This is a genomic window from Flavobacterium sp. 11, from assembly GCF_002754315.1.
GTDB classification, from domain to species: domain Bacteria; phylum Bacteroidota; class Bacteroidia; order Flavobacteriales; family Flavobacteriaceae; genus Flavobacterium; species Flavobacterium algoritolerans.
The window spans coordinates 1,406,767-1,426,602 of sequence record NZ_PEFE01000001.1; the positions used below are offsets into that span (position 1 = coordinate 1,406,767).

The 19,836-nt window shown below is 33.2% G+C and carries 10 protein-coding genes; all 10 read left to right on the forward strand.

The features are described 5' to 3' along the window. Positions 1–63 precede the first annotated feature (63 nt). Complete coding sequence (locus tag CLV00_RS06130) at positions 64–2,070, forward strand: glycoside hydrolase family 65 protein (protein WP_099714301.1); 2,007 nt, start codon at positions 64–66, stop codon at positions 2,068–2,070. 594 nt (positions 2,071–2,664) lie between these two features. Continuing rightward, positions 2,665–5,634: a SusC/RagA family TonB-linked outer membrane protein gene (locus CLV00_RS06135; protein ID WP_233206861.1), complete on the forward strand. Its 2,970-nt coding sequence runs from the start codon at positions 2,665–2,667 to the stop codon at positions 5,632–5,634. 11 nt (positions 5,635–5,645) lie between these two features. Next, on the forward strand, positions 5,646–7,229 hold the full coding sequence (locus CLV00_RS06140; protein WP_099714303.1) for a RagB/SusD family nutrient uptake outer membrane protein: 1,584 nt from the start codon (positions 5,646–5,648) through the stop codon (positions 7,227–7,229). 159 nt (positions 7,230–7,388) lie between these two features. Beyond that, positions 7,389–10,706: a VCBS repeat-containing protein gene (locus CLV00_RS06145; RefSeq protein ID WP_099714304.1), complete on the forward strand. Its 3,318-nt coding sequence runs from the start codon at positions 7,389–7,391 to the stop codon at positions 10,704–10,706. Next, the gene (locus tag CLV00_RS06150; RefSeq protein ID WP_099714305.1) at positions 10,699–13,959 is read left to right on the forward strand and encodes a VCBS repeat-containing protein; all 3,261 of its coding nucleotides are present in this window, start codon (positions 10,699–10,701) and stop codon (positions 13,957–13,959) included. The genes CLV00_RS06145 and CLV00_RS06150 overlap by 8 nt, the downstream gene beginning before the upstream one ends. Positions 13,960–13,993: 34 nt before the next feature. Further along, entirely contained in the window at positions 13,994–15,349 is a 1,356-nt protein-coding gene (locus CLV00_RS06155; protein ID WP_099716255.1) for a vanadium-dependent haloperoxidase, read from the forward strand. Between the two features lie 46 nt (positions 15,350–15,395). Then, entirely contained in the window at positions 15,396–16,265 is an 870-nt protein-coding gene (locus CLV00_RS06160; protein WP_233206862.1) for a hypothetical protein, read from the forward strand. Positions 16,266–16,399: 134 nt separating this feature from the next. Continuing rightward, the gene (locus tag CLV00_RS06165) at positions 16,400–17,701 is read left to right on the forward strand and encodes an MFS transporter (protein WP_099714307.1); all 1,302 of its coding nucleotides are present in this window, start codon (positions 16,400–16,402) and stop codon (positions 17,699–17,701) included. A gap of 1 nt (position 17,702) precedes the next feature. Beyond that, positions 17,703–18,881, forward strand: coding sequence for a glycoside hydrolase 100 family protein (locus CLV00_RS06170; RefSeq protein WP_099714308.1), 1,179 nt, complete (start codon positions 17,703–17,705; stop codon positions 18,879–18,881). Continuing rightward, complete coding sequence (locus CLV00_RS06175; RefSeq protein ID WP_099714309.1) at positions 18,882–19,820, forward strand: carbohydrate kinase family protein; 939 nt, start codon at positions 18,882–18,884, stop codon at positions 19,818–19,820. It abuts the gene before it with no gap. The last annotated feature ends 16 nt before the right edge of the window (positions 19,821–19,836 follow it).

Genomic DNA, 19,836 nt, shown 5'->3' on the forward strand with positions numbered 1-19,836 from the left:
AACTATTCAATTTTTTAAGAAATAAATTATATAAGTTTGAAAATATTATTAAAAAATATAAATATGATTTCAACATTTAAGAGTCTAGTCTTCCTGCTTTTAACAGGTCCAATTGTTTTTGGACAAACTAAATCAGACGAATGGCATTTACAGGCAAATTCCAGAGAAAATTATTTTGGCGTAGCCATGGCAAATGGACAAATAGGAATTGTTACGGATGATACTCCTTTAAAAACAAAAGAAATTATTCTGAACGGAGTTTATGATGGTAGTCCTGAAAATGGAATTAGCAGAATTGTACGAGGAATTGAGTTTTTGAATCTGCATTTGAATATAAACAATCAAGAAATCAAATCAGATAATATTGATAATTGGAGTCAAGTAGTTTCTATGAAAGAAGGGACAAGTACCACTTCATTTTCATTTAAAGATTTAGCAACTATCAATTATACGATTTTGGCTAATAGAGCTGTTCCTTTTTCAGCAATGGCAATTGTCGAAATTACTCCAATTAAGGATATCGAAATTACCGCTAATAATTATATGGTGGTTCCTGATGAATTGAAAGGGGCTAAAAGTCAGTTTCGTGTTTTAAAAGACAATCAATATTTAATGCCAGTTTTTGGTACCGTCGCTAAAACGCTTACGGGGAAATATACGGTTGCGGCCTCAACAACATTTCTTTTTGACGGACAAGGTGAAACCTTAAAACAAACCAGAAATGAAGTTGGCTTTACTAAAAAATTAATGAAGGGTAAAAAATACCGTTTTGCAGTTGCAGGTGGAATTTGCACTTCAAAAGATGTTACTGATCCTTTGAATGAATCCGAAAGACAGCCAATATATGCTTTACAGGAAGGAATTGATAAATTATTGAACCGTCACAAACAAGCTTGGGCTGAATTATGGAATACCGGTGATGTTCAAATTGAAGGAGATCTTGATGCGCAACAACGGGTACGTTTTGCGTTGTACAACTTGTATTCATATATACGCCCGGAAACGAGGCAAAGTGTAGCTCCAATGGGATTATCATCGCAGGGATATAATGGTCATATTTTTTGGGACACGGAACTTTGGATGTATCCAACACTATTGGCTTTACAACCTGATATGGCAAAATCATGTTTAGATTATCGTTCAGACCGTTTGCAAAAAGCAAAACAAAAAGCTTTTATCTATGGATATAAAGGAGCAATGTATCCTTGGGAATCTGATGATACAGGAGAAGAAGCAACTCCAACTTGGGCATTGACAGGGATTTTTGAGCAACACATCACGGCGGATGTTTCGATTGCATTTTGGAATTACTACAGTTATACACAAGATAAATCTTGGTTGAGAAAAGAATGGGCGGTTCTGAAAGAAACAGCAGATTTTTGGGTAAGCCGTGTAGTTAAAAATCAAGATGAAAGTTATTCTATTTTAAATGTAGTTGGTGCCGATGAATATGCCCAACACGTAGATGATAATGCCTTTACAAATGCATCAGCTATTGAGTCTTTGAAAAACACGATTAAAGCGGCAACAATTTTGAATGAGCCAATCAATCCAAAATGGGCGGCAGTATCAGAGAAATTACTTATTCATAGAGAGAATGGGATTACTCAAAATTATAAAGGATATCAAGGACAAATGATAAAACAAGCCGATGTGAATTTGTTAGCGTATCCTTTACATATAATTACAGACAAAGCCCAAATTGAAAAAGATTTGGAATACTATGCAGAGAAAATAGATAAAAAAGATGGTCCAGCGATGGCTTCCGGAGTTTTATCTGTTTTGTATTCACGATTAGGAGACAGAGAAAAAGCGTATAGTTATTTTGTAAAATCCTATTTGCCAAATAGCCGTCCGCCTTTTGGAGTGTTTTCGGAATCTGCAAATAGTAACAATCCATATTTTGCCACGGGAGCAGGAGCAATGCTTCAAGCCGTTATTTATGGTTTTGGCGGAGTGGAACAAACGGATATGGGATTGAAATACAATAAAGGATTGTTACCCAAACAATGGAAATCGTTAAAGATTATTGGTATTGGAGTTGACAATAAAACAATTGTTATCAAATAATTAAGTTAAAGTTTTTTTTGCCACGAATACATGATTCAATCTGTTTGTAATGGATTTAATTACTGTATTCGTGGCTTTTTTATTTCTATTTTTTTTAGGGATTTAATCAAGTAATGTTCTTAAACTCTAAACGTATTTATCTAATGAATTTTATGTGTTTTTGTTACATTACTATTTTTTTAGGGTTATGAAATGGGAAATAAAGCATATGTGGTTTTTTTAGCCAAATGTTTTGAGGTATATTTATTTAACCAAATTCAGATTGTTGATTTATAGCAAAAAATGACATTGCTTTAAATAATTCGCAATGTTCTTTCTTAATAGACGTTTTTTTTGATTAAAACGCAATGATTTTTCGATGTAAAAGCGAAAATAATACAAGAATGATTTTTTTAGTACCTTTTTTTTATGTTTATTATAATTTTAGTATTAATTTTTTAAAGGATTAATTTTAAAATCGAAAACGTTTTCGGCACAACGAAAACGTTATAGTTTAGTAAAATCTTAATATTATCATAAATTTATAATTATGTTTGAACTTAATATTTAAAACAAACCATTAAAACAAATTATTAACCAACTTATTTATTACGTATGAAAAATAGTCTAATTAAAGGCTTGATGGTGTTTCTAACGATGCTATGTACAAGTTTGACATATTCGCAAGATGTGTCTGGAACTGTATCTGATGCTAGCGGTCCGCTTCCAGGGGCTTCTATCTTAGTAAAAGGAACAACAAATGGAGCGCAAACTGATTTCGATGGAAAATTTACTATCAAGAATGTTGGCTCAAACGCAGTTTTAGTTTTTAGTTACATTGGTCTTAAAACTCAAGAGGTAAATGTAGCAGGAAAAAGCACAGTTAATGTAGTGTTAAAAGAAGACTCAGCTGAATTAAAAGAAGTTGTAGTTATAGGCTACGGTTCAGTTAGAAAGAAAGATGCAACTGGTGCAGTTGATCAAATTGGTGCAAAAGATTTTGATAATGTATCTTCTCCTTCGCCTGCTCAATTATTGAGAGGTAAAGTTGCAGGTGTTCAAGTTACACAATCTAGTGGTGAGCCAGGTGCTGGTGTTGCTATTAGAGTTCGTGGTAACTCATCTATTCGTTCAGGAAACGGACCATTAATCGTTATTGATGGTGTGCCTTTGGATGGTGGAAATGTTTCTGGTGGAGGAGCTGATTTATTAGGAACTTCATCTGCAAGAAACCCATTAAACTTTATCAATCAAAATGATATCGAAAGTATGTCTGTGTTGAAAGATGCTTCATCTACGGCTATCTATGGTTCTCGTGGAGCTAATGGTGTTATTGTGATTACTACTAAAAAAGGTAAATCTAAAGAACCACAATTAACATATAGTACTTCATTTCAATTTAGTAAATTGTCAGGTAAACTGGATGTAATGACTGGTGATCAATTTGCAGAAGCAGGTGGAGATGATAAAGGATCAAGATCTTACAACTGGAAAGATGCAGTTTTAAGAAGTGGATTCTCAATGAATCATGATTTATCTTTTAGTAAGACTACAGAAAATTCTAATACAAGAATATCTTTTGGAGCTTCTAATACAGATGGAATTGTTAAAAACACAGGTTTAGACAAATACAGCGCATCATTTTATAACTCTAACGACTTTTTTGGAGGAGCTGTAAAAGTAGAGTCAAGAATTATTTATGCTTCATTGAAAGATCAAGCGACTCTTTTGTCTAATAATGCAGGTTTTATTGGTAACGTAATTGGTACTGCTTTATATTGGAACCCAACTTTGCCAATTTATAATGCTAATGGTTCATACAATGTAGTAGGAGATGATTATTTAAATCCAGTACAATTATTAAATTCATATACAGATTATACGAATACTAATAAATTATTAGGAAGTATCAATACTACATGGAAAATCAATAGTAAATTGAAATATCAATTCTTATTTGGTGTTGAGAGTTCTACTTCTAGCAGAAAAAGCCAGTTGTTGCCAACTATGGAAATTTCAGGAGCGGCATTTCAAGCAACAGTTCCTGGTTCAAGCGAAGTTAAATTTGGTACAGCTTTTATCAATAATCAAAATAAGTTTAATAAAACGTTTGAACATACGTTGAATTATAATAATGATTTTGGTGATAACTTTAATTTAGACGCGTTAGTTGGTTATTCTTATTATGATTATACTGCCGATGGAAATTTTGCAAGTGGTAAAGGATATGATGTTAACCAAACTAATTTGATTGATAACATTGAAGGAGGTCTTCAAAATGAGTACAGAGTATCTTCTTATAGAAACAGAGTGGAATTACAATCTTATTTTGGTAGAGTAAATGCTACTTTATTTAAAAAATTGATTCTTACTGCTACATTGAGATCTGATGGATCAACAAAATTAGGAATTAATAACAAATACGATTATTTTCCTTCTGCAGGTATAGCTTACAAAGTTATAGAAGATAAAGAAGGTTTGTTGAATAGCTTCAAAATTAGAGGGAATTATGGTATCACAGGAAACCAGGAATTTGCGCCAAACTCTGCAATTGCTAGAGCTTCTTATGGTAACAATGGTAATTTAAATGTTGATACAAACTCTAACGCTGATTTGAAATGGGAAACTACTAAATCATATGGTGTAGGAGCTGATTTTGAATTGATCAATAATAGATTAACAGGTTCGTTAGATTATTTCCAAAGAGATACTAAGGATTTAATTTTCCCGGTACCGGCAGCTGCAACTCAGCCTGGACCACCATCTCCACGTTTTAAAAACTTACCTGGAAACTTAATCAATAAAGGTGTTGAGGTATCTTTGAACTATAAAGTAATTGACACTGAAGATTTAACTTGGGATGTTTCAGGGAATGCATCATTCTTAAGTAATGAAGTTAAAAACTTCGCTGGTTTTATCTCTACTGGTGGATTGAATGGTCAAGGGTTAACAGATGCTTATGCTCAGGTAATTACAAACAATCAACCAGCATATACTTATTATTTGTATGAGTGGAGAGGATATGATGCAACAGGTAATTCAATTTATGCTGATGCAGCAGGTAATGATACAGGTTTAGGAACTGCAGCTAAAAAATTATTGGACAAACAACCTTTGCCAAAAATTAATGTTGGTTTTACTACTAATGTAGCTTACAAAGGATTTGATGCAAGTGCTTCTTTCTATGGTGCTTTTGGTCACTACATTTATAATAACACAACAAATGCTTATTTCTTTAAAGGAGCTTTCCTAGGAGGTAGAAATACAACTTTAGAAGCTGCAACTTCTCCTCAAGCACAAGGAGATCCGAACTCTCCATCTACTAAGTATTTAGAAAAAGGAGATTTCTTGAGAATGGGTAATCTAACGTTTGGTTATACTGTAAATTCTTTAGAAAGATTTAGAATTAAATCGGCTCGTTTCTTTGTAAATGCATCTAATTTATTTATTATTACTAGTTATTCAGGATCTGACCCAGAGGTTGATACTGATAAATCATTAAACGGAGTGCCTTCGGCGGGGATGGAGTATTTATCTTATCCTAGAGATAAAAGTGTATCAGTTGGACTTAACGTAACATTTTAATTAAAAAAACAATGAAAAGAATAAATATTATAAAAAGCATCTTGTTTACTAGTACTATTATTCTAGGAGTAAGTTGTACTAATCTAGATGAGGAAGTATTAGATGGTGTAGTCATTAGCAGTACTGGAGGTTCAACAGTTAATTCTGCTTCATTATTGGTTAGTGCTTATGAAGGATTAAGAGGTTTTCAAGATCAAGATAAAATGTTTGCCTTAGATGAAATGTCTACGGATGCATTAGTTGGACCTACAAGAGGTGGTGACTGGGATGATAATGCTAAATGGAGACAATTACATACGCATACTTGGGCACCAGATAATATTGAGATTAGAAATGCTTGGAACTCATTATTGTCACAAGTTTACAATTGTAACTTGGTTATAGAAAATGGTACTGCTACGCAAATATCTCAAGCTCGTTTTTTGAGAGCGTTTTACTATTATAATGTAATTGATTTATATGGTCAGGCACCTTACAGAGAAGCTGGTAGCTCTCTGGAAGCAGATCCTAAAGTTTGGACAAGACAAGAAGCTACAGCTTTTGTTATTAGCGAACTTGAAGCAATTATAGGAAGCTTGCCTGCTCGTGTTGCTGGCGATGCCAGTATTGTTAATGTAGATGCAGCTCACTTTTTATTGGCTAAATTATACTTGAACAAAGGGGTTTTTAATGCTGCTGATGCTGCAGGACCTTATACTTTTGATCCTGCTGATATGACTAAAGTTGTAACTCATGTAGATGCAATTAATAGTTCTTTAGCAACTGATTATTGGGATAATTTCAAACCAACAAATAATACATCTCCAGAAATTCTTTTCTCTTCTAAAAATATTAGAGGTGGTCAAGGTGGAGGTATTCAATCAAGATGGAGAATGGGTATGCATTACCAACAGACACCTGATGGTTGGAATGGTTTTGCAACTGTAGCTGAATACTACAATAAGTTTAATCCTAATGATAGACGTATTAAAAATTCAGATCAATATATTATTGACGCTTTTGGTAATAATGTTGGATTTCAAGTAGGTCAAATGAAAAATGGTAAAAACCGTGATGAATTTGGTAGAGATAAAGATGCGAGTGGAGCATTATACACTAACATACCAGCTGGTACTGTAAATTTAAAGGATAGAAAAGGTAATCCTTTAGTGTTTACTGCAGCCTTGACATTGATTACTGGAGGTGCTACACTTGAAACTGCAGGGATCAGAAGTCAAAAATACATTCCGGATGAAGCTAATGTTGGTACTCCTGAAAATGATTATGCGTTGATGCGTTATTCAGATGCGTTATTGATGAAAGCAGAAGCAATTCTAAGAGGTGGTACTGGAGTTAATGACTTAACAAAATTTGCTCAATTAGTATCTAGAACTAATGTAGCAGGTACAGTTCCAACTACTTTAGATGCTATATACACAGAAAGAGGTAAAGAGTTATGGTATGAAGGATGGAGAAGAAATGATATGATTCGTTTTGGAAAATTCTTGGAAGCTAGAGAGTTGAAACCTTATGTGTCTGATAATAGATATGTGTTATTCCCAATTCCAGCGGATGCTTTATTCAATGCAAATTTGAAACAAAATCCAGGTTACTAAAAAAATGTTTACAATTAATTATTTTTTGAGTTAGTTATAAAGAGGGTATTTATTACCCTCTTTATTTTATATCTATTTTATTCTTTTTTATTATCAATATTATATAAATTAGGCAATTCTAATCAACTGAAATTACCTAACTAAATTCTACAATATAATATGTCAAATCGTTTTGTCTTATTACCACTTATTATTCTCTTTTTTTCCAATTGTTCCAAAGAAAATTCAGAAAATAAAGACGCCTTATTCTCCAAGTTAGATGCTTCACAAACCGGAATTAATTTTCTAAATGAAGTTAAAAATGGCGCAGACATGAACATATTCAAATACAGAAATTTTTACAATGGTGGCGGTGTAGCTATTGGAGACATCAATAACGATGGTCTTTCCGATGTATATTTTACTTCAAATCTTGGAACGAACAAACTGTACTTAAATAAAGGAAATTTTAAATTCGAGGATATTTCTAAAAAAGCGGGTGTTGAAGGAACCAAAACCTGGTCGACGGGTGTTGTAATGGTTGATTTGAATGCCGATGGTTTACTCGATATTTATGTGTGTAACGCAGGAAATAGTTTGGGTGATAAACAAAAAAACGAACTTTTTATTAATAACGGCAATAATACTTTTACTGAAAAAGCAGCCGAATACAATCTAGCTGACACAGGAATTACTACGCATGCTGCTTTTTTTGATTATGATAAAGATGGTGATTTAGATGTTTACATTCTAAATAACAGTTTTATACCGGTAAGCAGTCTTAATTATTCTAACAAAAGAGACTTAAGGGATAAAGATTGGGATGTCGCTGAAATTCTAAAAGGAGGCGGTGACAAGTTGTTGCGCAATGACAACGGAAAATTCGTTGATGTAAGTGAGAAATCAGGAATTTATGGTAGTTTGATAGGCTTTGGTCTTGGAGTTACGGTAGGAGATGTAAATGGAGATTTGTATCCGGATATTTATATTTCGAATGATTTTTATGAAAGAGATTATTTATACATAAATAATAAAAACGGAACCTTTACCGAACAAATTCAGGGATGGACATCACACATCAGCCAATCTTCAATGGGAGCTGACATGGCCGATGTAAACAATGACGGGAAAGCCGATATTTTTGTAACGGATATGTTACCGGAACCGGACGAACGCTTAAAAACGACTACAAATTTTGAAAACTATGATTTATTTACAAGGAAAGTAAATCTGGATTTCTACTATCAATATATGCAAAATACGTTGCAAATAAACAATGGCGACAATCAATTTCTTGAAATAGCAAATCATGCAGGCGTTGCCAAAACCGATTGGAGTTGGGGAGCTTTATTATTTGATATGGATAATGATGGTTACAAAGATATTTATGTTTGTAACGGAATTTATAACGATTTAACCAATCAGGATTTTGTTGATTTTTTTGCTAATGAGTTTATGCAAAAAATGGTGGTTACAGGTAAAAAAGAAGAAATTCAGACTATTATCAGTAAAATGCCAAGCACGCCGATACCAAATTACGCCTTCAAGAATAACAAAAACCTGACCTTTAGCAATGAAGCTATGAAATGGGGATTAGATACTCCAAGTTTTTCTAACGGTGCTGCTTACGGGGATTTAGATAATGATGGTGATTTAGATTTGATTGTCAATAATGTCAATATGGAATCTTTCGTATATCGAAATAACTCCGAGAAAAATAAGAAAAATCATTACGTTAAAGTAAAACTAAAAGGAGATAATCAAAACAAATTTGGTGTTGGGAGTGTTGTTGAGTTATTCTCTGGTAAAGAAATTCTTAGGCAAGAGTTGATTCCGTCCAGAGGTTTTCAATCGTCTATTGATTATGTAATGACTTTTGGTATTGGAACTAAAAAAATTGATTCATTACAAGTGATTTGGCCAAATGGTAAATCTGAGACGATTAAAAAAATTGCCAATAATTGTACTTTAAATTTGAATATTACAAATGCCAAAGTAGATTATGTTACTAAAAATGACAAGCCAAAACCATTGTTTGCTGAAAAGAAAAATCAATTTTTAGCACACAAAGAAAATAATTATGTCGATTTTGATCATGAAGGTTTAATCTCTAAAATGCTTTCTCAAGAAGGGCCGTCATTAGCAGTTGCTGATATTAACGGTGATGGGAATGAGGATGTTTTTATTGGCGGAGCCAAAGGGCAAGCCGGTAAAATATATTTAAATAAAGGGAATGGTAATTATTCAGTTACTGATCAGAAGGATTTAGATGCAGATGCTATTTTTGAAGATACTGCGGCCAGTTTTTTTGATGCTGATAATGATGGAGACATCGATTTACTTGTAGGTTCCGGTGGAAATGAAAAAGCGGATCAGGCAAATTATAAAAACCGTCTGTATTTGAATAACGGAAAAGGAGTTTTTGTGAAAAGCAAAACGAATATACCAACAACAAACAATAATGTTTCGGTAATCGCTTCAAACGATTTTGATAATGATGGCGATACCGACGTATTTATAGGAAGTCGAAGCGTTCCTGGTGTTTATGGAATTGATCCTAAGCATTTATTATTGGAAAACGACGGAAAAGGAAACTTTATAAACGTAACCGATAAAAAAGCATTCAAAATTAACTCGGTTGGAATGATAACCGATGCAATTTGGGAAGATATTGATAACGATTCCAAAAAAGATTTAATTTTAGTTGGGGATTGGACAGCGCCAATGATTTTCAAAAATAATGGACGCCGATTGGTGGAATATAAATCTAATCTTACTGGGTATCTTGGTTTTTGGAATGCTGTTAGTTGTGTTGACTTGAACAATGACGGTAAAAAAGATTTGATTTTAGGTAATAAAGGAACAAATACAAACTACAAAGCAACCAATGCAAATCCGATGAAATTGTTTACCAATGATTTTGATAATAATGGAACCATTGAACAAATAGCAACCAGATCAATTGAAGGTAGAGATTTACCAATAAATCTAAAACAGGAATTGGCCAAACAGATTCCTTCGATTAAGAAGAAAAATTTAAGCTATGCGGATTATTCTAAGAAAACATTTCAGGAATTATTTGCTAAAGAAGTAGTCGATAATTCGATTCAGAAGACAGTAAATATTCAAGAAAGTGTAATTGCAATCAACAAAGGAAATGGTAAGTTTGAGATAAAAGCGCTTCCAAAAGAAGTTCAGTTTTCTTGTGTAAACACCATTAGTACTATGGATGTTAATAATGATGGAATTTTGGATTTAATCTTGGGTGGAAATCAATACGAGTTCAAACCACAATTCTCCAGATTGGATGCTAATTATGGCAGCATACTTTTAGGAAGCAAAAACGGAACTTTTTCATGGTTGCCTTATAATAAATCAGGTTTCTTCATAAAAGGGGAAGTAAAACAGGTTAAAATAATAAAAGATAAAAATAAAACGGTTTCAATTATAGCTGTTGTAAATGATAATACCCCTAAAATATTTAGACGCCATGAATAATTTTTTCAGAATAGGACTGGCTTCATTGCTATTTATTGGTTGTTCCAAAAAAGAGGGGCAATTATTTGAGAAATTGTCTTCAGAGGAAAGCAATATTACATTCAATAACCAATTATTAGAATCCAAAAACATTTCCATTTTAGATTACCTCTATTATTATAATGGTGGAGGCGTTTCCCTTGGCGATATCAATAATGACGGTTTGGTAGATATTTATTTCACTTCCAATCAAGGAAAAAATAAATTGTATTTGAATAAAGGGAAAAATAAATTTGAAGATATTTCAGTAAAAGCTGGTGTAGAAAGTCAAAGTGACTGGAATGCCGGGACTGTTATGGCTGATGTAAATGGAGATGGATATCTTGATATTTATGTTTGTGCAGTTGTTGGAATTAATGGTTTTGAAGGTCAAAACGAATTATTCATCAACAACAAGGACAACACATTTACTGAAAGTGCAGCAGAGTACGGATTAGATCTTGATAATTACAGTTCTTCAGCAGCATTTTTTGATTATGATTTGGATGGGGATTTAGACATGTATTTATTGAATCATGCCGTTCACTCTGAATTATCTTTCGGAAATGCTGCTATTAGGACTAAAAGAAGTTATGAATGTGGGGATAAGTTATTTCGCAATGATAATGGAAAATTTGTTGACGTAAGTGAGCTGGCAGGAATTTTTGGAGGTGCCAATGGCTACGGTTTAGGATTGGCGGTTTCTGATTTTAACTTAGATGGTTATCCAGATATTTATGTGGGGAATGATTTTCACGAAGATGATTACTACTATATAAATAATGGTGATGGAACTTTTACGGAAAGTTTAAAACAATATTTTGGACACACAAGTCGTTTTTCAATGGGAGTTGATGTTGCAGATGTTAATCATGATGGCTTTCCAGATGTTCTGAGCTTAGACATGCTTCCAGAAGACGAAAAGGTGTTGAAATCTTCATTGGGTGATGACAATACTCAAATGATAAAAATGAGAACCGAAAAACTAGGTTATCATTATCAGTATTCCAGAAATACGTTGCAATTAAATCAAGCAGGAGGCCATTTTACAGAAACTGCTTTATTGAGTGGTGTAGCAGCAACTGATTGGAGTTGGAGTACTTTATTTGGTGATTATGATCAAGATGGAGAACAAGATATTTTTATTAGTAACGGAATTCCAAAACGTCCGAACGATTTAGATTACGTGAAATATTATTCAAATGATCAAATAAAAAACAAAATCAGTACGACAAAGTTATTGGATAAAGAAGCGCTGAAGAGAATGCCAAAGGGAAATGTGACAAACTATGTTTTTCAAGGTGCAGCTGATTTACAGTTTAAAAACCGTTCAAGTGATTGGATAGAAAATGATTCTATAATTTCAAATGGTAGTGGTTATGCAGATATTGATAATGACGGAGATTTAGATGTAATTACCAATAATACCAATGCAATTGCATCCCTTTATATAAATAAAACGGATACCAAATCAAACTATTTAAAATTGAAACTACGGTTTACAGGAAAAAATACTTTTGGGATTGGAGCCAAAGTAATTTCTTATTCCAAAGAAAAAAAACAATTTAAGGAACTACAGACTACCAGAGGATTTCAATCTTCATCAGAACCAATTATCCATTTTGGTTATGGAAAAACAACTAAGGTAGATTCGTTAGTGGTGATTTGGCCGGATAAAACATATCAAACAGTAAAGAATGTTAAAACATGTCAAACGCTTACCATAAAAGCCAATCAGAATAGAAAAGCTTTTGATTATAAAAAATTGCATCCGGGTGTTTTGCCAATTTTCAAAAAACTGGAAACGGGTTTAGGAATCGACTTTATACATCAGGAAAATGATTTTATTGATATTTTGTCTCAAAAATTAATTCCATATCAACGTTCTGATCGTGGAGCAGCAACAGCAGTTGGAGATTTAAATGGAGATGGGAAAGAGGATATTTTCTTTGGTGGTTCCAAAGGTAAAAAAGCATCGATTTATTTTCAAAATGCTTCCGGATTTTCTAAAAAGAGATTTGCTGAAATCGAAAAAGATTCTATTTTTGAAGATGCTTCAGTTGTCATAGGCGATTTCAATAATGATAAAACAAATGATTTGTATGTAGCTTCCGGTGGAGGTGAAAATGCATCTAATTTGCAAGACCGTTTGTATCTAAATAAAAACAATCAGTTCCTAAATGCAGTTTTGCCTAAGCTGGCTCAAAATGCATCGGTTGTAAAGGCTTTTGATTATGATAAAGATGGTGATTTAGATATTTTTGTTGGTAACAATTCAATCAATAATAGATTTGGAAGCATGCCGGATTGCTATTTGTTGAACAACAATAAAGGAATATTCACTATTGTTCAAAATAAGACTTTTGAGAAAATCGGAATGGTTACAGATGCTGTTTTTACTGATTTTAACAAAGACGGAAAAACAGATTTAATTGTAGTTGGCGAATGGATGAAGCCTACTTTTTTTGCCAATAAAAACGGTAAATTCACGGATGTAACAGCAACAGTTTTTCCGGAAAAAAATAATGGATTGTGGCAATCAGTACTTCCTTTTGATATAGATCATGATGGTGATGAAGATTACTTGGTAGGAAACTGGGGAATGAATTCTAAATTCAAAGCTTCGCAGGATTTTCCAATGAAAATGTATTATGATGATTTTGATACTAACGGATCTTTTGAAACGATTGTGGCAATAGAAAAGAAAGGACAATATTATACTACATTAGGTCTGGATGAACTTGCAGAACAGTTCAGCGGGATGTTAAAAAAGAAATTCAACAGTTACAAATCCTTTGCGGGTAAAGCATTAGTTGAAATTTTTGATCCAAAAATGTTGGAAAAAGGAACTTTGTTTGAAGTTCACAATCTGAAGTCAGGTTATTTGAGAAATGATAAAGGAAAGTTTACTTTTGTTCCTTTTTTGAATAAAATGCAAGTGGCACCCATTACAAGTTTTCTGAAATCTAATTTTGATTCAGATGCGAACGAGGAGGTTTTTGTAGCAGGAAATTATTTTGGAGTCTCTCCTTATCACAGTAGGTTTGACGGATTTTCTGGAGCTTTGATCAAGAATGAAAAAACCATCTTTTTAGGCAATCAAATAGGAATTGATTTGACGCAAAAGGCAGTTAGGCATTTGGATATTGTTAATTTCAATGGAAAAAAATATATGTTGATTACTATCAATAATAAAAAAGCAGAATTGTATGAAATGCCTTCAGCTAAAAAATAATTTAATGACAAATAAAATAATTAAACCGAATAACATGAACTCTAAAATTTATCTTTTAGGACTTGTAATGCTTTTTTTAACTTCATGTAAAAAAGACACTCCTATTAAAGTGACGACAGATGATTTTTGTGCTGCAGTTGATACGGTAACAGGAATTATGGTCCATGATATATTTTCGCCTCCTGTAGCCAGTAGAATTTATGTTTATCCAAATGTTGCTGCTTATGAGATTATGGCTCAAAACAACACTAAATATGAAAGCTTACAAGGTCAGTTAAAAGGATTAGATTCTATTCCTAAACTAGATCCGAAAAGTGGAGTGAATAAAAATTTAGCAGCGCTTATTGCCCATATTGAAGTGAGTAAACAATTGATTTTTTCTGAGGAAGCTCTAGAAAAATACAGAGATAGCTTGTATGAAAAATGGGGTTCCGAAAATCAAAAAGAATTTGATGTGTCTAAAGAATACGCTTTAAAAGTGGTGGACAGAATCAAAATGTGGATGGGAAAAGACAATTATAAGCAAACTCGAACTTTTTCTAAATTTTCAGTTCATGCAGATCAAGCTGGAAGATGGCAGCCAACTCCGCCATCTTATATGGATGGTGTTGAACCGCATTGGGGAGAAATAAGGACTTTGGTTATGGATTCAGCATCACAATTTAAACCCATTGCACCTTATCCTTTTTCTACGGATAAAAATTCTGCTTTTTATAAAGATGCAAAAGAAACTTATGATGTAGGAAATTTAATTTCTGAAAAATTAGTTGAAGTGGAGAAAAATTCAAACAAACCAATTCCTGAAGAATCGGCTATAGCTTCCTTTTGGGATTGTAATCCGTATGCTACCGTAATACAAGGTCATATGATGTTTGCAAAAAAGAAAAATACACCAGACGCACACTGGATTAACATTACTAAAATAGCTTTAAAAAAATCTAAATCAGATTTTGAGACTACGGTTTTTGCTTACACGAAAACATCAATTGGAATTTTTGAGAGTTTTATCAGTTGCTGGGAAGAAAAGTACAGAAGTAATGTTGTGCGTCCTGAAACGTATATTAATCAAAATATAGATGAAAACTGGAGACCACAATTACAAACACCACCTTTTCCGGAATATGTAAGCGGACATTCTGTTGTTTCTTCGTGTTCAGCAATTATTCTAACCTCTATTTTTGGGGATAATTTTAGTTATATCGATGATTCAGAAGTTTCTTTTGGGTTGCCTAAAAGACCTTTTAAATCATTTAAACAAGCTGCCGCAGAAGCTTCAATTAGTAGGCTTTACGGAGGGATTCACTACAGAGCAGCAATTGAAAATGGTGTTGCACAAGGCAATAATATTGGAGGTTATATCAATAATAAATTAAAGATGATTAAAAAATAATGACTGTTAGAAAAAAATTATAATTGGTTTTAGTGTTTTATTTTCATTGTTTTTAATTTGGTACCTCTTTATAAAGGAAGAAGATTATTCTATTTCGTTTAAAGTAAATGCAGCTACAGGGACTGTTTTTCAAGGGATTCAGGAATGGTCAAATGCTCAGGCTTTAAAGGAATCTGAAAGGTATGTAATTTTAGAAAAGAGAAATTTTGATTTCATCAAGCAAGAAATGAAAAAAGATGATGTTCAAATGGAATATAATTGGGACATTACGTATATAAATGATTCGGTGACAAAAATCAATGTTGGTATCAAGGATTTGAATCATAGCTTGTATAATAAACTAACGGCGCCATTTTTTAATACGAAGTTCAAACAGGAGCAAATCAGAAAAATAACTGATTTCAAGAAAGGATTGGGCGAACATTTAAAAAATTTTAAAGTCAGAATTGAAGGTGAAGGTGTTTCAGAAGAGACATTTGTAGCATACATTAATCTGAAAAGTATTTTACAGGAAAAAGGGCAAACTATGATCGCAAACGATGCTATCATTACTGGTTTTTTATTTGAAAATAAAATAAAAATAAAAGGGCGACCTTACTTAGAAATTATAAATTGGGATCTTGATAAAGAAACAATCGATTTTAATTATTGTTTTCCAGTAGACAAGCCCACAAATAGTGTTATAAATAATGTTGTAAAATTTAAAACTTTACCAGTAATAAAAGGGTTAAAAGCAACTTATTACGGCAATTTCAGGACTTCAGACAGAGCTTGGTTTGCCTTAATGGATTATGCAAAAAAGCACAATCTTAAATTGGAAAATAAAGTTTTGGAACATTTCTTGTCCAATCCTTTTAATGGAGGAGAAGAGTTACAATGGGAAACTAAAATAATTATTCCTTTTACTTCAAAATAAAGAAGAATTTTTTAGGTGATTTAAATTATCGAAAACGTTTTCGGGTCTTCCGAAAACGTTTTTGTTTTTATTCTGTATTTAATTGGCAATTTTAAAATTAATTTTAGAAAAAATTAACAAATTAACCACCTAGAATGAATTTAAAAGTAAAATTGAGCTTTTGGCAAATAATCAATATGAATGTTGGTTTTTTTGGTATTCAATACAGCTTTGGCTTGCAACAAAGTGCCGTAAATCCGATATATGATTTTTTACATGCAAGTCCAGATCAAATCCCCATACTAAATCTTGCGGGACCTTTAACTGGTTTATTGATTCAACCTATTATTGGCGCGATGAGTGATAAAACGTGGCATCCAAGATGGGGAAGACGAAAACCCTACTTTTTTATTGGAGCTATAATTTGTAGTATCGCTTTATTTTTATTTCCATTTAGCAGTTCATTGTGGATGGCTGCTGGTTTGCTTTGGATTCTAGATGTTGGGAATAACACTGCTATGGAGCCGTATCGCGCATTTATTGCTGACACATTAGACGAAGAACAACAGCCCGTAGGTTTTCAGGCTCAAAGTTTTTTTACGGGTTTCGGACAGTTTCTGGCCTATATTTCTCTATTTCTATTTCCAATTGTTTTTGTTGGCTACACAGGATCGTTACCTACTTGGATTTACGCCTCCTTCTTTCTAGGAGCGGTACTTTCTGTAACTTCCATCTGGTGGAGTATGAGTAAAACAAAAGAAATCCCACCAACTGCAGAAGAAATAGCAATTTTAAAAGCTGAACCATTACAGATTTTTTCTCCTTTTATTGATATTTATAAAGCAGTTTTAGAAATGCCAACAGTGATGTGGCAACTGTTTTTGGTTTATTTGTTTCAGTGGTATGCCATGATGTGTTATTGGCAAAACAATTCAAAAAGTATTGCATTGTCCGTATGGAATGTAACTCCAAAGAATGTAATGGGCTATGAAAAAGCCGTTGAGTGGAACGGATTAATAGGTGCTTTTGGATTTATAGTTACATTTTCTGTTGCTTTTTATTTGGCGAAATTAGCTAAAAAACACGGCGCAAAAATGATTCATTTTGTGTGCTTATTATTAGGAGCCGTTTCTTTTTTATGCTTTCCAATAGTCCAAAACCAATACGTATTTTTTGCTGTGATTATTGGATACGGAATTGCTTGGGCAAGCATGATGGGGATTCCATATTTGATGGTTGTTGCTGTTGTTCCAAAAGAGCGTTATGGAGTTTACATGGGAATTATAAATATGATGATTGTTATCCCAATGATTATACAAAACTTGTCGTTTGGTTACATTTTAAAAAACTTTTTAGATAATGATCCTCGTCAAGCAATTACTTTTGCAGGTGTTCTGTTGCTAATCAGTGCTTTTTGTACCCTTTTAATTAAAACTAAAAAAGCTTCAATAGAATAATATGAACAGTGATTTAAATTATAGAAAAGCAATTGAGTTGCTTGAGAAAGTATCTTCTTCAGAAGGATTTTTAGCTAGTGCCCAAAACATTTCTAACTATAAAAGAGTGTGGGCTCGGGATGGTGTGATTTGTGGATTGGCGGCTTTGGCTTCGGGAGATGAAAAATTAATCGAAACATTCCGTAAAACATTAGAAACATTAGCCAATAATCAACATCAAAACGGGACTATTCCATCAAATGTGATGACAAATGGTGATCAAGTTGAGGTTAGTTATGGCGGATTGGCAGGAAGAGTAGATGCGGTGACTTGGTTTGTAATAGGAATTTGCCAATATGCTTATTATACAAAAGATATCACTTTCGTTGCAAAATACGATACTGAAATTGAAAAGTGTTTTGCGCTTTTAGAGGCTTGGGAGTTTAACAATAAAGGGCTTTTATATGTTCCATTATCAGGAAATTGGGCAGATGAATACATCACTGATGGTTATGTTTTGTACGATCAATTACTCCGAATTTGGGCTTTAAAAAGTTACAACCATTTTGCACATGACGATTTGATTGCTGCCAAAATTGTTGCAATAACAAAGCAACTTGAAATTAATTTTACTCCGAATTCTGTTGGAGAGAAATACCACGAACGAGCATATAATGAAGTTAATATTCAAAAATACATGCCGTGTTCATTTTCGCCGGCGGGATATAAAACACAGTTTGATGCTTTTGCAAATTCGCTCGCTTTGTATTTAAACATTGGTTCCGAAAGTTTTCAAAATACAATTTTAGAGTATTCAATTGCACTTAAAAACGAAATGAAATTGCAGCTGTTGCCAGCTTTTTGGCCACCAATAAAAGAAACCGATTTAGACTGGAATTTGCTTAAAAACAATTGCAAATACGAGTTTAGGAATTACCCAAATGAGTTTCATAACGGAGGAAGTTGGTCCATGGTCAATGGGTTTTATGGATTGGCTTTGCTTTCGAAAGAGAAAAATAAGGAAGCAGCAGCGCTTTTAACTGCAATAAACGAAGCCAACGCTATTGAAAATTTCAGTTTCTACGAAAATTTCAACAGTGAAACCAAAGCCCCAAATGGCGTTCCTTTTTGCGCATGGAGTGGTGCTGCAACGGTGCTGTTACACCAAAGTTTACATACAAATTTTAAATTTTTAGTTTAATTGGAAAAGACAATAGACATAATATGTGCTGGCGAAGTGTTGATTGATTTTATTGGTCATGAAATGAATACGTCTATAAATAGAACCAAAGATTACCATCGTTTTCTGGGAGGTTCGCCAACAAATGTTGCCGTAAATGCAACGCGTTTGGGTCTGAAATCAGTATTAGTAGCCACTTGTGGGGAAGATGGTTTAGGCGAATATATTGTTAGGAAGTTAAAGGCAAATCATGTGATTACATCGCAAATTAGAAAATCAGAAACTCATCCGACGTCAGTGATATTTGTTTCTAAATCGACCAGTACACCTGATTTTATTCCTTATCGAGAAGCAGATTGTCAAATTGAGGAAAGTCAAATACCAAATGATTTACTGGAAAGCGCCAAAATTTTCCATACGACTTGTTTTGCTTTAAGCAAAAATCCAGCTCGGACAACTATTGTGGAAAGTGCCAAACGAGCCAAAGCGTTAGGATTACAAACGAGTATTGATATTAATTTTTCGGAGAGAATCTGGCCAAACCGGGAAGAGGCGAAGCATGTTTTGAAAGAGTATCTGTCGACTAATCCATTAGTGAAATTAAGCGAAGATGATTGTTACCGCCTTTTTGCAGAAGCAAAAACCGAAGATTTTATTTTTGAATATTTTCATGGTTTAGGAGCTTCAACCATTTGCTTGACAAAAGGAAAAGACGGCGTGGTTTTGTCGAATGTTGATTATGGAATGTTTCATCAAAAGGCATTGCCTGTGGAAGATATCAAAGATACAACGGGAGCCGGAGATGCTTTTTGGACGGGTTTTTTATACGCACAATTATTAAATAAAAACTTTGAAGAAACGATAACTATTGCACAAAAATTAGCAGTATTGAAACTTCAGAATGTTGGCAGATTGCCAGAAGGAATAGATATTCAAGAATATTTAAATACCGATTTATAATTTAAATTCAAATAAT